Genomic DNA, 21,643 nt, shown 5'->3' with positions numbered 1-21,643 from the left:
TGTCGCGGCCCGGCCTCGGCGTCCGGCGGCATCCGTGCAACGACGGTAGGGGGAAGTGGTTCCGCGAACGTGTGCAACACCCGCTAAAAGCACCCGAAGTGCTCAGGGGGCGGTGCGGGCGTAGCGGCCCGGGGTGGTGCCGAGGACCCGCTTGAAGTGCCGGGTGAGGTGCGGCTGGTCGTAGAACCCGGCGGCGGTCGCCACCTCGCCCGGCGGCTGCCCGCCGAGGAGCAGACGGCGCGCCAGATCGACACGGCGGGACATCACGTATTGGTGCGGCGGGATGCCGAAGGCCCCGCTGAAGGCGCGTACGAGATGGGTCGGGTGGGCGTGGACGAGACGCGCCGCCTCGTCCAGGGCGATGCCGTCCAGGAGCCGTGCGTCCAGAAGGTCCCGCAGGTCGTGGGCGATGCCCCGGCGGGGCGGCCCGGTGTCGGGGACCCCGGGGCGCAGGTGGGTGCGCAGCCGTTCGCCGATCAGGGCGAGGCGGCTCTGCGCCTCGAACTCGTCGCCGGGGTGGGCGAGGGCGCTGTGGAGCCGGCTGACGCGGGTGCGCAGGACGGGGTCGGTGAGGTCGGGTCCGTCCACCGCCGCTCCGATCAAGGTCTCGTCGAGCAGCGTCATGTCGAGGTAGAGGACGCGCTTGCGGAAGCCGTGTGCGGTGGCGGGCGACCCGTTGTGCGGCACGCGCGGCGGAAGCAGGCTGACGGTGTCGTTCGGTGTGCCGCGCTCGTGGCGGTCCAGGCGGTAGCGGACCGCGCCGTCGTCGACGATCAGCAGCGTCCACGCGTCGTGGACGTGCATGGGGTACGCGTGCTCGGTGAAGTGGGCGTGGAACACCTCCACGACACCCGCGACCCGCGGGCGCCACGCGGAGATCTCCGGCCGGGGCACCATGCAAGGAACGTACAAGACCGGACCGGCCTGGACAGCGCAGTCTCGAAGCATGAGAACGATGGACGAGATCCCCACCGACGTTGCGAGCCCGGCGCCGGCCGCGGCGGATGATCATTCCGGCCCCGCGCCGGTCCGTTTCGACACCAAGATCGCCGTCCTGCTGCGCGACGACCTGGAGCCCTGGCAGCGGCTCAACGTGACCGCGTTCCTGGTCAGCGGGCTCGGTACGGCGGCCCCCGAGGTGGTCGGAGCCCCGTACGAGGACGCCGACGCCACCGCGTACCTGCCGATGTTCCGCCAGCCGGTGCTGGTCTTCGAGGGGGCGAAGCAGACTCTGGCCACGGCACACGGACGTGCCCTGTCGCGCTCGCTGCCGACGGCCGTGTTCACGGCGGAGCTGTTCGGCACGGGCAACGACCGGGACAACCGCGCGGCGGTCCGGGCCGTGCCCGCCGACCGGCTGGACCTGGTGGGCATGGCCGTGTACGGCCCGCGCAACGCCGTCGACAAGGTCCTCAAGGGGGCGCGGATGCATCCCTGAGCGACGAGCCCGCGGGCCGCTTTTGGACGAGTCCGGGGGCCGGTTTTAATCGGGTGCCCGGCACGGGTCCGGTTCCCTACACTCGCCACGTATTCACGCCGCTGCCCTTCGTCGCAGCGCGCGCCGTGACAAGTGAGGGGAGCCGGGCCGTGCGTCACCGCACCGCTGTCGTCGTTCCCCGGTCACGGTTCGAGGTGATCCTGGTGTCTCGGTGCGCCCGGCACCGGCTGCGCGGCCGGTACCGGACCCCCGCGACGAACATCTGACACCTCACGTGTCCGCACGCCCTCGAACCGACCCTTCGGCGGGGCTCGTTGCGCTGTCCGTCCGGTAATCGCGCTGCCTCTGTGTGGAACCACCCGAAAGGCCACAGGCGTGCGTACCGACCTGCACCGTCATGACACCGACCCCCTGACCGCCGTCCGCAACGTGGGCATCCTCGCCCACGTCGACGCCGGCAAGACCACCGTCACCGAACGGATCCTCTACACCACCGGCGCCACCTACAAACGCGGCGAGGTCCACGACGGCACCACCGTCACCGACTTCGACGTCCAGGAACGCGAACGGGGCATCACCATCTCCGCCGCGGCCGTCAGCTGCGCCTGGGACGGGCACCGGATCAACCTGATCGACACCCCGGGCCATGTCGACTTCGCCGACGAGGTCGAGCGCTCCCTGCGCGTGCTGGACGGCGCCGTCGCGGTGTTCGACGCCGTGGCGGGCGTCGAGCCGCAGAGCGAGTCGGTCTGGCGGCAGGCCGACCGCCACGGCGTGCCGCGCATCGCCTTCGTGAACAAGCTCGACCGTGCCGGTGCCGACCTCGACACGGCGGTCGAGTCGATGCGCCGGCGCCTCGACACGGTCCCGATGGTGGTCCAGTTGCCGGTCGGCCGCGAGGACGCGTTCACCGGTGTCGTCGACCTGATCCGCATGCGCCTTCTCACCTGGCGCGAGGGCGGCGACACCTACGAGGAGGGGCCGGTACCGGAAGAGCTGCGCGAGGAGGCGCGGCGGCGCAGGCGGCTCCTCGAGGAGACGGTGGCGCAGCTGCATCCCGGCGCCCTGGAGGAGTTCTGCGACGGATCGGCTCTGTCCGCCGGGACGTTGGCAGGAGCGCTGCGGGATCTGACACGCGGCGGTGAGGGCGTCGTCGTGCTGTGCGGATCGGCGTACCGCAACCGCGGTGTCGAGCCGCTCCTGGACGCGGTCGTCGCCTACCTGCCGTCACCGCTCGACGTGCCCGCGGTCCGCGGGGCCGTCGGCGACGACGAGCAGGAGCGGGCCTGCGATCCGGCGGCACCGCTGGCCGCGCTGGTGTTCAAGGTGCAGGCGACTCCTCGCGGGCGGCTGACCTATCTGCGGGTGTACTCGGGAACGGTTCACAGGGGAGAGGCGGTGTGGGATGCGGGCGCACGGCGTACGGAGCGGATCGGCCGGATCCTGCGCGTCCAGGCCGACCGGCACACCGAGGTGGAGCGCGCGGTGGCCGGGGACATCGTCGCGGTGGCCGGAGTGAAGGCCGCCCGCAGCGGCGCGACCCTGTGCGCACCCGACGCGCCTGTCGTCCTCGAACCGCCCACGGTGGCCGAACCGGTCGTCTCCGTGGCGGTCGAGGCACGCAGGAACGCCGACAGCGCCCGGCTCGTGTCCGCGCTGGCACGACTCGTCGAGGAGGACCCCTCGCTCGTCGTCAGGACGGACCGCGAGAGCGGCCAGACGGTGCTCTCGGGCATGGGTGAACTGCATCTGGAGGTGGCGGTGGAGAAGATCCGCCGGGCCCACGGCCTGGAGGTCGGCGTCGGCAGGCCGCAGGTGGCCTACCGGGAGACGGTCTCGCGCGGGGTATCCGGTCTGGTGTACCGGCATGTCAAACAGGAGGGAGGAGCAGGCCAGTTCGCGCACGTCGTCATCGACGTACGGCCGCTGCCGGCGGCGCAGGACGGCGCGGGCGACGGCGCGGTGGACTTCGTGTTCCGGTCGGTCGTCACCGGCGGACGGCTGCCGCGGGACTACGTCCAGGCCGTGGAGGCCGGGTGCAGGGACGCCCTGAGCGAGGGCCCCCTCGGCGGCCATCGGGTCACCGGGGTGCAGGTCACGCTCACCGACGGGTCCACGCACCCCAAGGACTCATCGCCGATGGCGTTCCGTACGGCGGGCCGATTCGCGCTCAGAGCGGCCTTCCGGGCGAGCGTCATGGCGCTCCTCGAACCGGTCGTCGAGGTCACGGCCACCGTGCCCGAGGACGCCGTGGGCGGGGTGCTCGGGGACCTGGCGGCGCGACGCGGACAGATCTCCGCCTCCGCGATGCGCGCGGGCACCGCGGTCGTCACGGCGACGGTGCCGCTGGCCGAACTCTTCGGCTACGCGTCCCAGTTGCGTGGCCGGACCCAGGGCCGGGGCACGTTCACCAGCCGGGCGACCGGCTACGCGCCGGTGCCGGGTGCGGTGTCCGATCAGGTGGTTGCGCGGTAGCCGCGAGAGCGATGGCCCCGTCCGTCCGAGGGCGGGCGGGGCCGTCCGGCCCAGGTGCGGGCAGGAGTTCAATCGGCCACGGACAGGACCGTCTTCGCCGGGGCCGTCCGGCTCTCCAGGGCCTCGTGCACCTTGCCGGCGTTCTCCAGCGGCTCGACCGCGGGCAGTGGCTCGTCCAGGATGCCGCGGGCCACCAGGGAGATGACGGCGGTGAGTGCCTCGGTGCAGGTGGCGGGGCGCAGATGGGCGACGCCGCCGATGCTCAGGCCGGACACCGTGCGCGTCGCCAGCCAGGTCTCGTCACCGGAGAAGGGCCGGTCGTCGCGGCTGGCGTTGCCGAGGACGACGTGGCGTCCGAAGGGGGCGAGGCGCCGGAACGCGGCGGCGCGCAGCGGGCCGCCCACCGGGTCGATGACGACGTCCACCGATCCGTCCGGCGTGAGCCGGTCGAGAGCGTCGGGCAGCGCGTCCGCGACCACCACGTCCGTGCACTCGTCCGGCGCCCGGTCCGGGTCGCGGCCGACGACCCCGATCACCTGCCGGGCCGGGAAGAGCGTCGCCATCCGCGCCGTGGTGGCGCCCAGGCCACCGGTCACCCCGAGGACGAGGACCCGGTCCCGGGCGTCGAGCCGCGCGACATCGTGCAGGGCCACCCACGCGGTGACGCCGTTGACGAGGGCGGCGGTGACGCGTCGCAGGTCGACGCCGTCCGGCACCGGCGCGGCCATCGTGTGGTGCGCGACGGCGACCTGCGCGTAGCCGCCGGCGCGCTGTCCGCGCCCGAAGTCGTTGAGCAGCGCGGCGACGCTCCGGCCGACGGTGAACCCCTGGACATCGCGGCCCACGGCGCGCACCCGGCCGGTGACCTCGATCCCGGGGACCATCGGCGTCCACAGCGGGAACGCCCCCGAGCGCAGCAGCGTGTCGACGAACCCGACGCCCGCGTACGTGACATCGATGCTGATCTCCCCGGGACCCGGCTCGGGAACGGGACGGCGTGACACGGTGAGAGCGGAGGCGGGCCCGAACTCGTCGACCCCGGCGGCGAGCATGGTCTCGGCATTCATCAGCGGATCTCCTCTCCAGACAGCCCGGCAGTGCATGGTGTCGGGACCCGGCCGCATCCCCGGGGAAGGCGCCCCGGTCCACGACCGCATCCCTACGGACCGACCTTGCCACCGCGGCGGCCCAACGGCGGGACCACACGCGAGAACACGACACCGGGCCGCCGGCACCACCTCCCGTTTCCCGCCTCCCGGGGCGCGGCGGCGACGTCCTCCCCAGCCGCGTACCTTCTCCCTGTGCAGCTCATCGAGATATCCGATCTGGTCGTGGACCACGACCCCGGCACGCGCGCACGCCTGCCGGTGCGGGGCGCCGACGTCGTCGCGCGGCTCGTCGCCGCGGGTGACCGCAGTGGTGCCCGTATCGCCGCCGGGCTGGCGTGCGACGACGACGGGAACCTCGATCCGCTCGCCGTGGACCGCCGGCTCGTCGCCGTCCACACCGAACTCCAGCGGCTCAGCGAGGAACTGCGCCTCGGTGACCGCATCGCCGAACTCCTGCGTCCCCTGCTCGCCGTGATCCGCGCCGCCGGGCGGACCGACGGCCCGCTGCGGGTCGTCGACGTCGGCTGCGGCCTCGGCTACCTCGTGCGGTGGCTGGCCTCGTCGGGTGCCCTCGGCGCCGATGTCGACCTGGTCGGTGTGGACTTCAACGCGGCCCTGGTCACCGAGGCCGGACGGCTCGCCCGCGAGGAGGGACTGCCCTGCCGTTTCGTACGGGGTGACGCGTTCGCCCTCGACGAGCCCGCCACCGTGTACGTGTCGACGGGCGTCCTGCACCACTTCCGGGGCGACGACCTCGACGCCTTCTTCGCCGCCCAGGCCACGCCGGGCACCGCAGCGTTCTGCCACTTCGACATCGCCGCCACCGGTCTCGCCCCGATCGGCGCGTGGGTCTTCCACCGGGCGCGGATGCGTGATCCGCTGGGCCGCCACGACGGCGTGATGTCGGCCCGCCGCGCCCATGACGACGAGACACTGCTGGCGGCCGCCGCCCACGCCGACGGGCTGACCCCGCTCGTGTACGAACCGCGGGGCCGCAGCAACCCGTTCTGCACCACGCTGCGCCCCGTCATCGGCGTACGCCCGGACCTGCTGCCGCCGCTGCGGGCCGAGCTGGGGCCCGGACCGTCGGGCCGCCTGGTCGGGCGTGCGGACACCGTGGGCGGGACACCCCAGGGGGCTTCGGCGGGGGAGGGCGCAGGGTGAACGCCTTCCTGCTCGCCGCTCTGGCGCTCGTCGACGCGGCGTTCGCCGGGTTCCGTGCCTACACCGGGCGGGACGGCCGCATCCGTAAGTCGAAACGGGCCCTGCTCGCGGCCCGCCGCGGTCTCGCGCTCGGCGCCCCTGCGCTGCTGATGAGCGCGGCCCTCGCCGTGACGCTGCTCGTCGCCGCGGCGGACCGGGGCGCGCGCTACGCCGAACTCGACGCCGCCGCCCACCGGATGCTCCTGTGCTACGCGCCGTACGCGGTGATCGTCGCACTGAGCTTGGGCTGTTATCTGTGGGGCCCGTTCCGGGCCGGCACTCTCGCCGTGGTCGTCGGCCTGGGGCCGCTGACCCTGGTGCGCCCGCTGGTGGTGCTCGCCGGGGCGGTCGCGGCCGCGTGGGGTTCGCGTCCGGCGGCCTCGGTGGCGACGGTCGCGGCGGTGGGGGTGCTCCTGGTGGAGCCGTTCGTCCACCGCCGCTGGTACGCGGAGCCGGTGTGAGCGGCGCCGCGTACCAGCGGACGACTACAGGCTCGCGTCGCGGTGCGTGGGGCGGCCGTCGAGGACGGTGAGCAGCACCGGCAGGTCCGGCAGCACGGTGTCGGCCGTGGTGAGCGGGTTGTCGGCGAGAACGGTGAGGTCGGCGCGATGGCCGACGGCGATCCGCCCGGCCTCGTGCTCCTTCCCCGCCGCGTAGGCCGCGTTGACCGTCAGACCCTGGAGCGCCTCCAGCGGCGTGAGCGCCTGCTCGGGTCCGTGCGGGTCCTGGGTGAGGTCGCGGCTCGGGCGGCGGTGGCGCGCGCCGGCCATGACCCCGAGCGGCGGATACGGGGCGATCGGCCAGTCGGAGCCGAGGACCACGGTGGCGCCCGAGTCCCGCAGATCGCGGCAGCGCCAGGCGCGGGACGCGCGCTCCTCACCGAGGCGGCGCGACCAGTTGTCGGTGTGGTCGGCCCGGGTGAAGTCGCAGCAGTGGGTGGGCTGCATGGACGCGATGACGCCGAGCGCGGCGAACCTGCCCAGGGTGTCGTCGGGCACGGTCTCGATGTGCTCGACCCGGTGGCGCGGCCCGCGCCCGCCGGCGGCCTGCGCCTTCTCGACGGCGTCGAGGACATGGCGTACGGCGGCGTCGCCGATCGCATGGGTGGCGGTCGGCACTCCGGCGCGGTGCAGCTCGCCGACGATCCGCGTGTAGACCTCGGGGTCCGGCCAGAAGGCGTGGGTGGGCTCGCCGTGGCAGTCCGGGCGCTCCAGCCAGGCCGTGCCGTTGTCGATGGTGCCGTCCATGAAGATCTTGACGCCGTCGGTGCGCCACAGCGCGCCGCCGGCGCCCTGCTGCTCGATGAGCGCCCGTACTCCTTCCGCGTCGGTGCCGGGCTGGCACCACGGCGCGACCCGCAGTCGGAGCGCGAGCTCACCGGCGGCATCGAGCTCGGAGAACAGGGCGAGGCTGTCGCCGTTCGCGTCCATGACGTGACCGCCAGTGAGCCCCGAGGCGGCCATGGCGCGCAGCGCGGCGGCGAGCCGGTCGCGGCGCTCCTCCCGCGTGGGCTGCGGGGCGACCCGTTCCACCAGCTCGCAGGCGGCGTCCTCCTGGAGGAGACCGGTGGGACGGCCCCGCTCGTCGCAGACCACCTCGGCGGAGGCCTGGCCGAAGGTGCGCGGGCCGTCCACACCGGCCAGTTCCAGCGCGCGCCGGCTGGCCAGCATGGAGTGGGCGTCGAACAGCAGCAGAAGGGCCGGTACTCCGTCGAGGACGGAGTCGAAGGGGGCGATCCCGACGGGCCGGTCGCCGAAGACGTTCGGGTCGAGCCCCCAGCCGTGCAGCCACGCCCCCGGCGCCAGGTTCCGCACCTCGGCGGCGAGCGCCGCGCGCACGTCCTCCACGTCGGCGCAGCCCGACAGGTCGAGCCCGCCCGTCAGCTCGGCGCCCGAGACGGGGTGGAGATGCCCGTCGACCAGGCCCGGGGTCACCACGGCGCCCTTGAGGTCGATCACCGTGGTCGAGGCGTCCACGTGCGCACGTATGCCCTGGTCGTCGCCCAGGGCGGTGATCCGGCCACCGGACACGGCGAGGGCCGTGTGCGGCAGGAACGCGCCGGTGACCGGGTCGAGCAGGCGGGCGGAGAGCAGGACGAGAGGGGTGGGCACAGCGGCTCCTCGGAGGGCGGGTGGGGGCGGCCGGGACGCGGATTCCAGCCGGTGGGTGGTGGCCGAGACGCGGGTCCCTAGCCGGTGGGTGACGCCGTGAGCGGCGCGTCGGATCGGGTGAGCGTCCCGTGCGGAAGGCCGAGTTCGCGTTCCGCTGTCGTGGCGGCCATGCGCGACACCTCGGCGGGACGGTTGCTGGTGTCGGTGTTGGCGTGCGCTCCGAGGCCGTCGAGCACGACCAGGATCTGAATGGTCGTCAGATACGGGTCGCCCGTACGGAATTCGTTCCGGTCGACGCCCTGCCGGATCAGGTCGGTGAGCCGCTCGCGCCAGGCCGCCTCCTGCTCGGCGACCCGGTCGCGCAGGACGGGCCGGTAGCGGCTGAGGTGGCGCGCGTTGATCCAGAGGCGGCTGATGTTGTCGTAGGACGCGCCCGCCGCGCGTGCGAAGAACCATCCCAGGTGCAACGTGGGCGTCCCCTGGGCCCGCTCGGCGGGCAGGAGGCTGTCGAGCTCGGCGCTGGAGGCGCTGCCGAAGGCCTCCGCTACGAGGTCGTCCGCCGAGGGGAAGTAGTGGCTGATCAGTCCGGGGCGGACGCCGAGCTCCTCGCCGATCCGCCGCAGTGTGACGCACTCGAGTCCCTCGGCGAGGGCGACCGCGGCGGCCGCGTCGACGATCTCCGCACGTCGGGCGGCCGGCGTCTTCCGAATTCGCTTGTGCTGGACGCTTGACGGCATACCCGGGATGCTATTGAGTGTGCGACCAATAAGCAAGCGGGGGGTCGGTCAGGGGTCAATGGCTCACCACCGCGCAGCGGCCGCCGCGCTCCGCGTCAACGCCGCTCGACACGACGGCGCCCGTCGGCGCTGACCGGGCCCGCCGATCTACGGCACGTCGTACCGCTTGAGCGCGCGGGCGACGGGCTCGCCGGACCGCTCGGCGTACGCAAGGCGCTCGCGCACCTCGCGCAGGCCGCGGGGCCGGAACCCTGGGCCGCCGCAGCAGCTCTTGTGGAAACCCACGCCCGCGTGCAGCAGAACCGAGAGCGTCCGCCACGCGGCGGTGTCGCGGCGGCGCGGCGCGGCGAAGGCCGACCCGGCGTGGATCATCGGCTCGGCGCAGCGCGGACAGATCCGCTCCCTGTCCCGGTCGTAGGGCTGCTTGTACGAGACCCGGCAGGGCAGGCACACGTATGAGGTCTTCCCATGGGGCATGCCGCCACGGTAATCAAAGCCGTCCGCGGTTTCGACGCAATTCTTCAGCCCGTATGTGCGTCCGACATCGCACCGGCCGCGGCGAGATGGTCCAGGGCGGAGTCCGCCAAGGTGCGGACGGCCGGGTGCCAGGGGCGGGCCCGGGGTCCGGTCAGCACGAGGCGCCGTGAGGTCTGGGGGCGCAGCGGCAGCAGTGCCAGGTCGGGCGGGATCAGGGAGCGGGACACCTCCGACAGGACGGTCACGCCGATTCCGGCCTGCACCATGCTGATCAGGGTCGCCAGATCCCGTACCCGGTGCGTGGGGGTGAACCGCAGCCCGGCGAGACGGTGGATCGTCCTGATGCGGTCCTCGCAGCCGTTGGGCGAGATCAGGAACGGATCGTCCTCCAGGTCGCGGATGTCGACGGCCGGCTCGCCGGCGAGGGGATGGTCCAGGGGCAGTACGGCACGGTAGCTGTCCGCGGCGAGCTGGATGCCAGGGCCTGGGGGAGGGTCGATCAGGATGGCGGCATCGGCCGTCTCGTTCTCCAGCCAGGCGGCGATCTCGGCGCTGTCCCCCTCGAAGACCCGGACCGTGACGCGGGGTTGGTCCTCGCCCCAGTGCCGCAGCAGGCCGGGGACCAGGCCCTGGCAGACCGTCGGGGTGGCGGCCAGGCGCACCGTGCCCGTCATGGTGGCGGCGTCCGCCGCGAGTTGCTCCACGGACCGGGCCGCCGCCACCGCTGTCCGGGCGTGCGGCACGACCCGCTCGCCGAGCGCCGTGGTCCGCACCGGAGCGGCCCGCACCAGCAGCGGCGCGCTCAACTCGCGTTCCAGGGACGCGACGGCGTGCGACACCGCCGACTGACTCAGACCGAGTTCGGCCGCCGCCGCGCTGAATCCGCCCGCGTCGACGACGGCGAGGAACGCCCTCAACTGGGAAAGGTTCACGGTCATGCGTGGGCCTCATATACCTATGACACGTATGCGTTGGATCAATGGTGCCAGGTCGGTCACGCTTGGTCCCTGCCGCCGCCTCCGGCGGACACACCCCCAGGCACCTGCTCAGGAGAAGCCATGCCTTTCATCCGCGTCACGGTCACCGACACCGCACTTACCGCCGACGTACTGCGCACCCTCGCCGAGGGCCTCACGGGCCTGGCCGTGTCGGCGCTGCGCAAGTCCGGCTCCCGGACCATCGTGCACGTCGACCTGGTGCCGGCCGACCGCTACTACGTGGACGGCAGGCCGCTGACCGGTGGCCTCGACGCCCATGTCGAAGCCACCGTCACGGCCGGCACGAACAGCGCCGCGGAGAAGGCCGCGTTCATCGCGGAGGCGGGCGAACTGCTGACCAAGGCCCGGACGCTCCGCGCCCACGGTCCAGAGGCGGCGGCACTCCGCCGCTGCGACACCAGGATGCGATTCCTCCCCGGCGTAAACGCCGGGGCATCCTCGCAAGAAGGAGGTGAACCTTCTCGGCCGGCTCGCGCTGGCGTGCCTCGCCTTCGACTCGGAGTTCCCGGTCGACAGCAAGTCGCCGTATCTGCCCAAGTGTCTCCTCGACCGGGCCTGGTACGGCGAGTTCGAGCCGGGTATGCCCGGTGGACGTTCCGCCTGCGTGTGTCGTCCACCGCGCTCGCTGCGCTGAGGGACGAGTGGGACCGGTGTCGGTGGGTGTGGAACGAGTGCGTGGCCAAGTCACAGCAGGTACACGCCGGGAACAAGACCCTGTCTGAGGGCGTCGGCAAGGAGACGTGCGGTCCGGCACAGCTCGACAAGATGCTGACCGAGGCCCGTGCCGGGACGCCGTGGTTGCGTGAAGGCAGTTCGGTGCCGCAGCAGCAGATCATCCGCGATTTCGGGAAGTCCAGGGCGAAGGCGCTGAAGGACATCCGTGAGCGCATTCCTCAGCGGCAGCGGGCCGGGATGCCGGGGTGGAAGAAGAAGCGCGAGGCCGCGGCGAGCCTGAACTATACGAAGCGCGGGTTCCGTCTGAGGGGCGGCCGTCTGCATCTGGCCGGGGGTATCGTCCTGACGCCTGTGTGGTCGAGGGACCTGCCCGCCGAGCCCTCCTCGGTGCGTGTGTATCAGGACGCGGTGGGGCACTGGTACTGCTCGTTCGTGGTCCCGGCAGAGGTGCGGCCGCTGCCTCAGACCGGCCGGGTGATCGGTGTCGACTGGGGCGTGAAGGAGACCGCGACCACCACCTCCGACGGCCACGACCTCCCCCACGCCCAGCATGGGAAGAAGGCCCAGGGCCAACTGTCCCGGTACGACCGCATGATGGCCCGCCGCAAGCCGAAGAAGGGGCAGGCCGGATCGAAGGGCTACCGGGAGGCGAAGAGGTGGCGGGCGAAGGCCTACGCGAAGATCGCCCGGCAGAGGCAGGACACCGGCCGCAAATGGGCCAAGCGCGTCGTGACCGAGCACGACGCCATCGCGGTGGAAGACTTCCGGCCCAGGTTCCTCGCGAAGTCGAGGATGGCCCGCAAGGCCGCTGACGCGGCGATCGGCGCCACCAAACGGGCCCTGACGGAGATGGCCCGCAAGCATGGCCGGATCGTGCACTTGGTGCACCCGGCCCACACCACGATGGACTGCGCGCACTGCGGAGCGAGAGCCAAGCACGCACTGCCGCTGTCGGAACGAACGTATACCTGCACCGCGTGCAAATCCGTCTCCCCCAGAGACAAGAACTCCGCCCGCGTGATGCTCGTCCGGGCTGGTCTCAACCCGGCTGATGCTGAAGGCGTAAGACTTCCAGGAGCGCTGCTCCCAGAGGCCGCCCGAGTCAGGAATCTCCTCATTCATGAGGGGGAGGATTCAACGCACAGACTCTACGAAGACCTGCGGGAGCCGGTGACAGGCGAGCCCGTGCGTGCGGTCCGGGTCGGGCTCGTGTAGGCGAACCGGGGCAGGAAGAACTGCGTGACGGGCCCGACAGCAAGGGCGTACAGCACGGTGCCGAGCCCCACGCCGCCGCCGAGCAGCCACCCGATGGCGAGCACGGAGACCTCGATGAACGTACGGACGACGCGGATGGAACGTCCCGTCAGAGCGGACGCACCGGTCATCAGCCCGTCCCGGGGCCCCGGCCCGAACCGTGCGCCCACGTAGACGGCGACGGACAGCGCATTGGCGAATATCCCGGCGAGGAGGAGCCCGACGCGCTCGGGAAGTGCCAGGCCCTCGGGGACGAGCGCGAGCCCGAGGTCGGACGAGAAGGCGATGACGACGATGTTCGCGGCGGTCCCGAACGTCGGCCGCTGCCGCAGAGGGATCCACAGCAGCAGCACGGACACACCCACGACCGCGGTGAGTGTGCCGAAGCTCAGCGAAGTGTGCTTCTCCAGACCCTCGTTGAGAACGCTCCAGGGACTCAGACCCAGCGCGGCGCGGACCATGACGGCCATGCTGAATCCGTACAGGGCGAGGCCGATGAACAACTGGGGCAGGCGGCGGAGCGGGCGTTCGCCGAGGCGTACGTAGGTGAGTGGGGGAAAGGGGCGGTTGCGCCCGATCCCTTCGTCGCCCGGCGCCGCCCGCCCGGAGCGGGCCGTCGTGTCCGTGTCCTGCCGCATATGTGCCTGCCTCCACCGTGGGTGTCGTGGGCCTTCAAGGCCATTGCGGCAACTCTGTAGAGTGATTGGCCCGGATGACATGGCCAATCTCGGGAGAATGGTTTGACTGACGCGAACGCCTTCCTGCCGGTGGACAGAGTGGGCCGCGCGGACCGGACCCTGGGCAGCCGTCAGCTCGCCGCGATGCTGCCCGACACCGCCGGCACGAGACCCGCCTACCGCCACCTCGCGCAGGCGATCAGCACGCTCATCCTGGACGGACGCATCGCCCTGCACGTCAGACTCCCCGCCGAGCGCGAACTGGCCCTCGCCCTCGACACCAGCAGAACCACCGTCACCGCCGTGTACGACCTGCTGCGCGAGAGCGGCTACGCACACAGCCGCCAGGGGTCGGGCACCTGGACCGCCCTGCCCGAAGGCCGCACCCCCAGTGGCATCACCCGCCTCCTCGGCCCCCAGGACACCGCGATCGACCTTGCCAGAGCGTCCCCCGGGCTCCCGCAACAGGCACTCGTCGACGCCCTCGTGCACATCACCCCGCAACTCGCCGAGCAGGCACACACCCCTGGCTACCACCCCTACGGCCTGCCCGACCTGCGCGCCGCCATCGCCGAGCGCTACACCCGACGGGGCCTCGCCACCCTGCCCGAACAGATCCTGGTGACATCCGGCGCACAGCACGCGCTGACACTCGTCCTGGGACTGCTGAGCAGCCCCGGCGACCGGGTCATGGTCGAGAACCCGTCCTACCCGAACGCCCTCGAGGCGCTGCGTCGAGCCCGGCTGCGTACCGTGTCCGTCCCCGTGACCGACACCGGCTGGGACATCGAGATCACCGAATCGGCCTTCCGCCAGGTCGTGCCCCAACTGGCCTACCTGATACCCGACTTCCACAATCCGACCGGCTGCCTCATGCCCGAACACGAGCGGGCACGCGTCCTGCGCGCGGCGGAGCGGTCCGGTACCTGGCTGGTCATCGACGAGACGCTGGCCGACCTCGCGCTCGACGTCCCCCCGCCGCCTCCCTTCGCCTCCCACGCCGCGAAGGGTGGCACCGGCCAGGTCATCAGCGTCGGCTCGATGAGCAAGACCCACTGGGGCGGCCTGCGCATCGGCTGGCTGCGCGCGCCCGCACGGCTCGTCACCGAACTCGCGGGCCAGCGCGTGGCCACCGACATGGGCGGATCGGTCGTCGACCAACTCCTGGCACTCGCCCTCCTGGACCGGGCCGACGGGATTCTGTCGCTCCGACTCGAGCAACTACGGTTGCAGCGCGCCGCGTTGGCCGCCGCACTGACGGAGCACATGCCGCATTGGTCCTGGCAACTGCCGCCCGGCGGTCTGTCGTTGTGGGTCGACCTGGGTGAACCGGTGGCCTCCGCGCTGTCCGAACGGGCCCTCGACAACGGCGTCCGCATCGAGAGCGGCGCCTGCTTCGCGACCGACCCCGGCATCTTCGAGCAGCGGATGCGCATCCCGTACACGACCCCGGCGGACACCCTGCGCGAAGCCGTCCATCGCATGGCGACCGCGCTCGCCGCCGGCCTTCCGCCGGCGTCCACCGCGCGACGGCCGCACTGGGTCGCCTGAACATCAGGGACGAAGGAGATCGCTGCATGGTGTACGGAGGCGAGCGTCCCGGGACCGGTCCGCTCTTTCGCCTCGCATGGCGTGGATCCCACTACCCGGGCCGCCCCGTCGACGATCTGTGGATCGCCGTCGACACAGATGCGGACGGCGGCTGGTGGTTCGACGCGCACTTCCTGGGGCGCCTGCCGCTGGGTCAAGGCGCGCCGCGAGCCGCCGAGTTCGCCCGATGGCTGCTTGCGGCGCCGCCGACGGGCCTGTACGAGTGGGAGTTCACGCTGATCGACCGTGAACCGCAGACCGGATCCCCGCGGATCGCCGCCGGCACACTGCTGACCGTCGGGTTCCTCCTGGGGCGCGAGGAACCCGACGGTCCCGAGTATCTCCAGATGCTGCCGTGGGGAGAGACGGCCGTACGGCACCTCGGCTTCGAGGTGTGCGCACCGCTGGAGTGCGAAACGCTGCCGCGCGCCGCACTGGAGGTGGCGGCCGCCGGACTTCTCGACGCCGCCACCGACCAGAGATCCCGGATGCGCGATCGGCGCGGCCTTGTCAGACGAGTGAGCGATCGAGGCCCGCACCGAGCTGGTGGTACGCCGCGGTGACCGTCTGGGCCAGGAGGACCGCGATGGTCATGGGGCCCACCCCGCCGGGGACGGGAGTGATCAGGCGGGCCCGCTCGGCCGCGGTGTCGAAGTCGACGTCGCCGACGTTGCCCGCGTTGTAGCCCGCGTCGAGGACGACCGCGCCGGGCTTGATGTCCTCGCCGCGGATGAGCCGGGGCCGGCCCACGGCCGCCACCACGATGTCCGCCTCCCGCACGTACGCGCTCAGGTCGGCCGTGCGGGAGTGGCAGTACGTCACCGTGGCGTCCCGGGCGAGGAGAAGCATCCCGGCCGGCTTGCCGAGGATCGCGCTCCGGCCCACGACGACGGCATGCCGCCCCGCGACATCGACGTCGTACTCGTCGAGGAGCCGCATGATTCCACCCGGTGTGCAGGAGACGAACCCGGGCAGCCCGAAGGCCATCGCGCCGAACGAGGTCATGGTGACGCCGTCGACGTCCTTCTCCGGTGCGATCGCCTCGAAGGCCGCGCGTTCGTCGATGTGCGGGCCCACGGGGTGCTGAAGCAGGATTCCGTGCACCGAGGCGTCCTGCGACAGCTCGCGGAGGGTGGCGACCAGCTCCGCGGTCGTCGTTTCGGCGGGGAGCTGGACGCGCCGCGACTCGATACCCGCCTTGGCGCAGCGGGCCTGCTTCATACGGACGTACGTGACGGAGGCGGGATCCTCGCCCACCAGTACGGTCGCGAGGCAGGGCGCCGAGCCCGTGCGCCTCACCAGCTCCGCCGCTCTGCCCGCGGACTCCTCGACGAGGCGCCGGGCCGTGCCGGTGCCGTCCATGAGGTGGGCTGTCTGTGTCGGGGACATGGTCGCCTCCCAGGCGTCATTGACCATTCGCCCAGGCGCACGGCATACATCGACCCTTTGGCCAGGCCGCTCCCCGGTGGTTCTCCACCCCAGCGCCAGTCACGGCCTGTCCGCCACTGTAACGGTTTCGGTCAGCCGTGCGAGAGCCGCGGCCTCCGCGCTGCCGTCCCCGGCGCTGAAGACGTGCACGACCAGGCCCGTCTCGCCGGGCGCGGCCGGTACGTGCAGTGTCTCGAAGTCCAGGGTGAGCAGCCCGGCCACCGGGTGCCTCAGGCGCTTGCGCCCCGCCGCGCACATCACGACCTCGCCGCTGTCCCAGATACCCCTGAACTCCGTGCTGTGTGCGGTGAGTTCGGCGATGAGGCCGGCCAGTTCCGTGTCGTCGGGGTAGCGTCCCGACCAGACGCGGAGCTGGCCCACGGCCTCCGCCGCCCGGTCCTCCCACTCCGGGTGGACGACGCGCGAAGCGGGGTCGAGGAACAGGTACCGCGCGTTGTTCCGGTCGCGGCGGGCCGGCTCGGCCAGGCCGCCGATCAGCTCGGCGCCGAGGGCGTTCCACGCGACCACGTCCAGGCGGTGGTTCGTGGCGAAGGCCGGGAAGGCGGTCATGGAGTCGAGGAGCCGCCGCAGCATCGGGCTCACCCGGGCATCGGGCGCGGGGCCCTGCCGGGCGCCTGCCAGGGTGGCGAGATGCCCGCGCTCCGCCGTGTCGAGGCCGAGCGCCCCGGCGAGGGCGTCGACGACCTCGGCGGACGGCTGGGTGGCGCGGCCCTGTTCCAGGCGCACGTAGTAGTCCACGCTGATCCCGGCGAGCTGTGCCAGCTCCTCGCGGCGCAGTCCGCGTACCCGTCGGCGACGGCCGCCGGAGAGCCCGACGTGCTCCGGTGTGACGCGGGCGCGGCGGGCGCGGAGAAAGTCACCGAGGCCATGCTGCGAGCCGCCGGTGGTGAGGGTGGTGCCCGCGTCTGCTTCCCCGATGTGGTTCACGCCGTCCATGGGCCCAAGTATGCGTGGCCCTCGCAGTACCAGGATGGGCGTTCCGCCGTTGACCAGGGTGCTGGCTGCCCCGACGCGCCTGGACCACCGTGGTGGCATGAACGACACGACGCCTCAGCGGCCCAAGAAGATCCTCGTGGTCAGCGCCCACCCGGAACCCCGTTCGCTCAATTCCGCGTTGACCGACTTCGCGGTCGAGCACCTGCGCACGGCAGGACACGAGGTGAAGGTGTCCGACCTCTACGCGATGAAGTGGAAGGCGACGGTGGACGCCGACGACTTTCCCGAGCGCACCGGAGCGGGCCGGCTGCATGTGATGGCCGACTCCGAGCGGGCGACGCTTTCGGGCGCTCTGTCGCCCGACATCGCGGCGGAGCAGGAGAAGGTGCGCTGGTCGGACGCGGTGGTCCTGCAGTTCCCGATGTGGTGGTTCTCGGCGCCCGCGATCCTCAAGGGCTGGATCGACCGGGTCTTCACGAGCGGCTTCGCGTACGGCCCCGCGGTCCCGCCGCCGTACGGCGAAAGCTCCCTTCCGGGGAGGCGGGCGCTCGTGTCGGTGACCGTCGGCGCGCGCGAGTCGGCGTTCTCCGATCGAGGCATCCACGGAAGCCTCGAGGACGTCCTGCACCCCATCCAGCACGGCCTGTTCTGGTTCACCGGCATGAATCCGTTGGAGCCGTTCGCGGTGTACAGCTCGAACGAGCTCCCCGAAGACCGCTTCGTCACGGCCCGGACGGAGTACGCCCGACGGCTGGACACACTCTTCACGGCCACGCCGGTCCCCTTCCGGTCGCTCACGGACGGGGACTACGACCACGACATGCGGCTCCTGCCCGGGGTGGAGACACCGGGCACGAGCGGGCTCGAGCTGCACGTCCGCGACCAGGTCTGAGGACCATCGTGCCCCGCCCCCTCTCCGTATTTGAACGCGTTCAAATATCTGCGCTAAGGTGGTGCCGACACGATGAGGGGGCTCCATGGAGATCGTGATACCCGGCGGCACCGGGCAGGTAGGGACGATCCTGAAGCGTGAACTGGCCGAGGCGGGACACGAAGTCGTGGTCCTCACACGGCGGCCGGTGCGCGACGGGGAAACGCGCTGGGACGGCGAGACCCTGGGCCCTTGGGCCGACGTCGTCGACGGCAGTGACGTCGTGATCAACCTCGCCGGACGCAGCGTCAGCTGCCGTTACACCCCCGCCAACCTCCGGGCCATGATGGACTCGCGCGTGCGGTCCGCCGAGGTCGTCGGCGAGGCCGTCGCCGCCGCCGACCTCGCGCGACGTGTACGCGGGGGACGTGACGTCACGCGGGACATGGCGGACGGGCTGGTGTGAGGCGGGGGCGTCTCCGTCCGGCGACCTGCGCCGTCACCAGGGGAGGGGGCCCTCCACGGCGACGTACGTGCCGGTCGGGCCGTCGGGGCCCAGCTGGGCCATGCGCACGATGATCTCGGCGCCCTCCTCGACGGTCTGGGTGCCGGTGTGGGCGTTGAGGTCCGTCGCGGTGTAACCGGGCTCGACCGCGTTGATCCGCATGCCGGGGAACGCCTTCGCGTACTGCACGGTGATCATGTTCACCGCCGTCTTCGACGCCGGGTAGGCGATTCCGGGGTACGCATGGGTCGGCGTACCCGCGTCGGTGACCCGGGCCAGCGAGGCCAGGCCGCTGCTCACGTTGACCACGACCGGCGCGTCGGACTTCTGCAGCAGGGGCAGGAAGGCGTGGGTGACACGCACGACGCCGAAGACGTTCGTCTCGAAGGTCGACCGCATCTCGTCGGCGGTCACGTCCGCGGCGCCGATCACGCCGCCGTCGGGGGTCCGGCCCTCGATGCCGGCGTTGTTGATCAGCACGTCGAGGCCGCCGTCGGCCTCGATCGCCTTGGCGGCGGCTGCGACGGACGCGTCGTCCGTGACGTCGAGCTGGACCCAGAGTGCGCCGAGCCGCTCGGCGGCGCGGCGACCGCGCTCGGGGTCGCGGCTGCCCACGTAGACGGTGTGGCCTGCGGCGACGAGTCGACGGGCGGTCTCGAATCCGAGACCCTTGTTCGCTCCGGTGATGAGTGTTTTCGTCATGACACCAGCGTGCGGCGGAGCGGCGCGGTCAGCCAGGCGTCCCGTCTTCCTGGGACCGGCAGTACCAGGCGGGTGCCGGGCGCGGCCCCAGGTGGGCTCCCAGGCGTCGTACCGAGACTCGTCCCGTCGAGTGTCACCTCGACCTCAGCTTTAGGGTGAGGGTTCGGTGATGTTGTGGGGTGCGCATCGTGCAGGGAGCGGCGCGTGTCACCGGCCGCCGAACGTCCTGCGGTAGGACTCGGGCGGCAGGCCGGTGACGCGGGTGAAGTGCCGCCGTAGCGTGGCGGAGGTCCCCATGCCGGTCCGTGCCGCGATCCGCTCGACGGTCTCGTCGCTCGACTCCAGCAGCTCCTGCGCCTCCCGGACGCGCTGACTCAGCAGCCACCTCAAGGGCGCCGTCCCGGTGACGGCATGGAAGTGCCGCACCAGGTTGCGGCTGCTCATGCCCGCCTGCCGGGCCATGTCCTCGACGGTGAGCGGCTGGTCGATCCGCGCCAGCACCCAGGGGAGCAGATCGGCGAGCGGATGGTCGCGCCCGTGCGTCACCGGCGCCGGGATGAACTGCGCCTGGCCGCCGTCCCGATGGGGCGGGGTCACGAGGTGTCGCGCGAGGGCGTTGGCCACCGTCGCCCCGTGGTCCGTGCGGACGATGTGCAGGCACAGGTCCATTCCGGCGGCCTTCCCCGCGGACGTGAGGACGCTGCCCTCGTCGGTGAACAGCACGTCGGCGTCGACCCTGACGCGCGGATACCGTTCCGCGAGTCTCGCCGTGTGCGCCCAGTGAGTGGTGGCGCGGCGTCCGTCGAGGAGTCCGGCGGCGGCCAGGACGAAGGCGCCGGTGCACAGCGAGGCGATCCGGGCGCCGGCCGCGTGAGCGGTGCGGAGGGCGTCGAGCAGCTCCTGCGGAGGCTCCTGCTCGACGTCGCGCCACGCCGGGACGATCACCGTCCGGGCATCGGCGACGGCCTCGAGTCCGTGGGTGGTGTCCGCCCGCAGCCAGTCGCCGACGCGGGACCCGGCGGGTCCGCAGGTGGTGAACGAGTACCAGGGCGCGGCCAGGTCGGAGTGGTCGGAGCCGAAGACTTCGAACGCCCCCGCGGCCTCGAAGAGCATCGTGCCCTCGGGGAGTGCCATCGCCACGGAATGCGCCACGGAATGCCCGACGGACTGCGCAGCGGAATGTGCAACGGGACGTGCCACGGGATGCATGTCCGAAACTGTACGCCCCACGTCATTCCTGCCACTGGTTGGGCGGGCTCGGCGCCAGGATCATTGCTGCCGAACCGCACACCACCGCCCCTCGGACACTGGAGCCAACGATGAGCAACACCCTCTCGGGACCCGCCGCGCACACCACGGCCGGGTCGCTCGCAGGTCGGCCGGTCGTCGTCTTCGGCGCCTACGGACACACCGGCCGCTTCGTCGTGACGGAGCTCCTGAGACGGGGCGTCACTCCGGTGCTCGTCGGGCGGGACGCGGGCAAACTCGACGCGGTGAGCGCCCTCGCTCCCGGCGCGCCCGTCCGTCAGGCGTTCCCGGACGACGCGGCCTCCCTCGACCGGGCCCTCGAAGGTGCGGCGGCGGTCATCAACTGCGCGGGACCGTTCCTCGACACGGCCCGTCCCCTCGTGGACGCGGCGCTCCGCGCGGGCATTCCCTACCTGGACGTCGGTGCCGAACAGGCCGTCACCGCCGCCTTGTTCGACACGTACGGCGAACGCGCCAAGGAGGCGGGCGTCGCCGTCGTTCCGTCCCTGGCGTTCTACGGCGGGCTGGGTGACCTCCTCGCCACCGCGGCCCTCGGCGACTGGCCGGACGCGGACGAGATCACGCTCGCGTACGGCCTCGACAGCTGGCACCCGACGCAGGGCACCCGCCGCACCGGCGAGAGCAACGCCGGGCGCCATCTCACCTACACCGCAGGAAAGTTGAGCCCCTTCTCCTATGCGCAGGAGGTCTCTCCGTGGAACTTCCCGGAGCCGCTCGGCAAGCAGGACACGGTCGTGTTCGCGACGGCCGACCAGGTCACGCTCCCGCGCCATGTACGCACCCCCGAGGTGCGCGCGGTGATGAACCTCGCGCCGCTGCGTGACATCCGCGCGGAGGACACCCCCGAGCCCGTACCCGTCGACGCGGACGGCCGTTCCGCGCAGTCCTTCCTCGTGGAGGCCCTCGTGACCCGCGGTCACGAGACGCGCCGCGCGGTGGCGGGAGGCCGTGACATCTACGCCGTCACGGCGCCGCTCGTCGTCGAGGCCCTCGCGCGGCTCCTCCGAGTTGACCGGGCGGTGACGGGCGTGGTCGCCGTCGGCGAGGCGTTCGACGCCGAGAGCTTCCTGCGCGCACTCACCCCCGACCACCTGACGCGCCTCGAGCTGCCTACCGGGGCGAGCTGAGCCTGGCGTCTCGCACGGAGCGGTGTATGAGGAGGGGGAG

General features: G+C 72.2%; 20 protein-coding genes, 1 pseudogene and 1 riboswitch. Of the genes and pseudogenes, 10 read left to right on the top strand and 11 right to left on the bottom strand.

The features are described 5' to 3' along the window. Positions 1–102: 102 nt before the first annotated feature. Positions 103–897, bottom strand: coding sequence for an AraC family transcriptional regulator (locus tag OG456_RS42655; protein ID WP_266570454.1), 795 nt, complete (start codon positions 895–897; stop codon positions 103–105). Between the two features lie 58 nt (positions 898–955). Between OG456_RS42655 and OG456_RS42650 the strand changes: the two genes are divergently transcribed. After that, positions 956–1,438, top strand: a complete 483-nt coding sequence (locus OG456_RS42650) for a DUF2000 domain-containing protein (RefSeq protein ID WP_266570777.1) — start codon at positions 956–958, stop codon at positions 1,436–1,438. 375 nt (positions 1,439–1,813) lie between these two features. Further along, positions 1,814–3,913, top strand: coding sequence for an elongation factor G (fusA, locus tag OG456_RS42645; protein ID WP_266570453.1), 2,100 nt, complete (start codon positions 1,814–1,816; stop codon positions 3,911–3,913). Between the two features lie 68 nt (positions 3,914–3,981). Here the strand turns inward: fusA and OG456_RS42640 are convergent, their stop codons facing one another. Further along, positions 3,982–4,980, bottom strand: coding sequence for a zinc-binding dehydrogenase (locus tag OG456_RS42640; protein WP_266570452.1), 999 nt, complete (start codon positions 4,978–4,980; stop codon positions 3,982–3,984). A gap of 234 nt (positions 4,981–5,214) precedes the next feature. Here OG456_RS42640 and OG456_RS42635 point away from each other — a divergent pair, with 234 nt between their 5' ends. After that, entirely contained in the window at positions 5,215–6,186 is a 972-nt protein-coding gene (locus OG456_RS42635; RefSeq protein ID WP_266570451.1) for a class I SAM-dependent methyltransferase, read from the top strand. Next, positions 6,183–6,686 carry a hypothetical protein gene (locus OG456_RS42630; protein WP_266570450.1) on the top strand — a complete coding sequence of 168 codons (504 nt, stop codon included), beginning with the start codon at positions 6,183–6,185 and terminating at the stop codon, positions 6,684–6,686. Before OG456_RS42635 ends, OG456_RS42630 begins: the two co-directional genes overlap by 4 nt. 24 nt (positions 6,687–6,710) lie before the next feature. On the opposite strand, the gene OG456_RS42625 is transcribed toward OG456_RS42630, so the two are convergent. The 4 genes from OG456_RS42625 to OG456_RS42610 all read right to left on the bottom strand — a co-directional run bounded on the left by OG456_RS42625 (position 6,711) and on the right by OG456_RS42610 (position 10,488). After that, on the bottom strand, positions 6,711–8,336 hold the full coding sequence (locus OG456_RS42625; RefSeq protein ID WP_266570449.1) for an amidohydrolase: 1,626 nt from the start codon (positions 8,334–8,336) through the stop codon (positions 6,711–6,713). A 77-nt stretch (positions 8,337–8,413) separates the two neighbouring features. Then, on the bottom strand, positions 8,414–9,073 hold the full coding sequence (locus OG456_RS42620) for a TetR/AcrR family transcriptional regulator (RefSeq protein WP_266570448.1): 660 nt from the start codon (positions 9,071–9,073) through the stop codon (positions 8,414–8,416). A 147-nt stretch (positions 9,074–9,220) separates the two neighbouring features. After that, on the bottom strand, positions 9,221–9,550 hold the full coding sequence (locus OG456_RS42615; RefSeq protein WP_266570447.1) for a deoxyxylulose-5-phosphate synthase: 330 nt from the start codon (positions 9,548–9,550) through the stop codon (positions 9,221–9,223). A gap of 44 nt (positions 9,551–9,594) precedes the next feature. Next, entirely contained in the window at positions 9,595–10,488 is an 894-nt protein-coding gene (locus tag OG456_RS42610) for a LysR family transcriptional regulator (protein WP_266570446.1), read from the bottom strand. Between the two features lie 615 nt (positions 10,489–11,103). On the opposite strand from OG456_RS42610, the gene OG456_RS42605 reads away from it, so the two are divergent. Beyond that, positions 11,104–12,438: a transposase gene (locus OG456_RS42605; protein WP_266570776.1), complete on the top strand. Its 1,335-nt coding sequence runs from the start codon at positions 11,104–11,106 to the stop codon at positions 12,436–12,438. Here OG456_RS42605 and OG456_RS42600 read toward each other — a convergent pair. Next, the gene (locus tag OG456_RS42600) at positions 12,372–13,115 is read right to left on the bottom strand and encodes a YitT family protein (RefSeq protein ID WP_266570445.1); all 744 of its coding nucleotides are present in this window, start codon (positions 13,113–13,115) and stop codon (positions 12,372–12,374) included. The genes OG456_RS42605 and OG456_RS42600 overlap by 67 nt on opposite strands. 102 nt (positions 13,116–13,217) lie before the next feature. Here OG456_RS42600 and OG456_RS42595 point away from each other — a divergent pair, with 102 nt between their 5' ends. Continuing rightward, entirely contained in the window at positions 13,218–14,705 is a 1,488-nt protein-coding gene (locus OG456_RS42595) for a PLP-dependent aminotransferase family protein (protein ID WP_266570444.1), read from the top strand. A 26-nt stretch (positions 14,706–14,731) separates the two neighbouring features. Continuing rightward, on the top strand, positions 14,732–15,307 hold the full coding sequence (locus tag OG456_RS42590; protein WP_266570443.1) for a hypothetical protein: 576 nt from the start codon (positions 14,732–14,734) through the stop codon (positions 15,305–15,307). Here the strand turns inward: OG456_RS42590 and OG456_RS42585 are convergent. Together OG456_RS42585 and OG456_RS42580 are read right to left on the bottom strand one after the other, a co-directional pair. After that, a complete protein-coding gene (locus OG456_RS42585) occupies positions 15,255–16,133 on the bottom strand; it encodes a bifunctional 5,10-methylenetetrahydrofolate dehydrogenase/5,10-methenyltetrahydrofolate cyclohydrolase (RefSeq protein WP_266570442.1) in 879 nt (292 codons plus the stop codon). The two genes, OG456_RS42590 and OG456_RS42585, sit on opposite strands and share 53 nt — an antisense overlap. A gap of 22 nt (positions 16,134–16,155) precedes the next feature. Continuing rightward, a riboswitch (ZMP/ZTP riboswitch) is annotated at positions 16,156–16,246 on the bottom strand. Further along, on the bottom strand, positions 16,233–17,129 hold the full coding sequence (locus OG456_RS42580) for a helix-turn-helix domain-containing protein (RefSeq protein ID WP_266570441.1): 897 nt from the start codon (positions 17,127–17,129) through the stop codon (positions 16,233–16,235). It overlaps the preceding riboswitch by 14 nt. A gap of 97 nt (positions 17,130–17,226) precedes the next feature. Here OG456_RS42580 and OG456_RS42575 point away from each other — a divergent pair, with 97 nt between their 5' ends. Together OG456_RS42575 and OG456_RS42570 are read left to right on the top strand one after the other, a co-directional pair. Then, positions 17,227–18,021, top strand: a complete 795-nt coding sequence (locus tag OG456_RS42575; protein ID WP_266570440.1) for an NAD(P)H-dependent oxidoreductase — start codon at positions 17,227–17,229, stop codon at positions 18,019–18,021. A gap of 85 nt (positions 18,022–18,106) precedes the next feature. Next, a pseudogene (locus tag OG456_RS42570) lies at positions 18,107–18,400 on the top strand (NAD-dependent epimerase/dehydratase family protein); the annotation flags it as partial. Positions 18,401–18,499: 99 nt separating this feature from the next. Here the strand turns inward: OG456_RS42570 and OG456_RS42565 are convergent. Next, entirely contained in the window at positions 18,500–19,207 is a 708-nt protein-coding gene (locus OG456_RS42565; protein WP_266570439.1) for an SDR family NAD(P)-dependent oxidoreductase, read from the bottom strand. Positions 19,208–19,414: 207 nt separating this feature from the next. Further along, positions 19,415–20,341 carry a helix-turn-helix domain-containing protein gene (locus tag OG456_RS42560; RefSeq protein WP_266570775.1) on the bottom strand — a complete coding sequence of 309 codons (927 nt, stop codon included), beginning with the start codon at positions 20,339–20,341 and terminating at the stop codon, positions 19,415–19,417. A gap of 185 nt (positions 20,342–20,526) precedes the next feature. On the opposite strand from OG456_RS42560, the gene OG456_RS42555 reads away from it, so the two are divergent. Then, positions 20,527–21,603: a trans-acting enoyl reductase family protein gene (locus OG456_RS42555; RefSeq protein WP_266570438.1), complete on the top strand. Its 1,077-nt coding sequence runs from the start codon at positions 20,527–20,529 to the stop codon at positions 21,601–21,603. The last annotated feature ends 40 nt before the right edge of the window (positions 21,604–21,643 follow it).

It is taken from the genome of Streptomyces sp. NBC_01446 (assembly GCF_026340095.1).
Classification (GTDB): Bacteria; Actinomycetota; Actinomycetes; order Streptomycetales; family Streptomycetaceae; genus Streptomyces; species Streptomyces aureus.
Note: the sequence above shows the minus strand (reverse complement) of the source record. Positions and strands in the feature narration are given on the sequence as shown.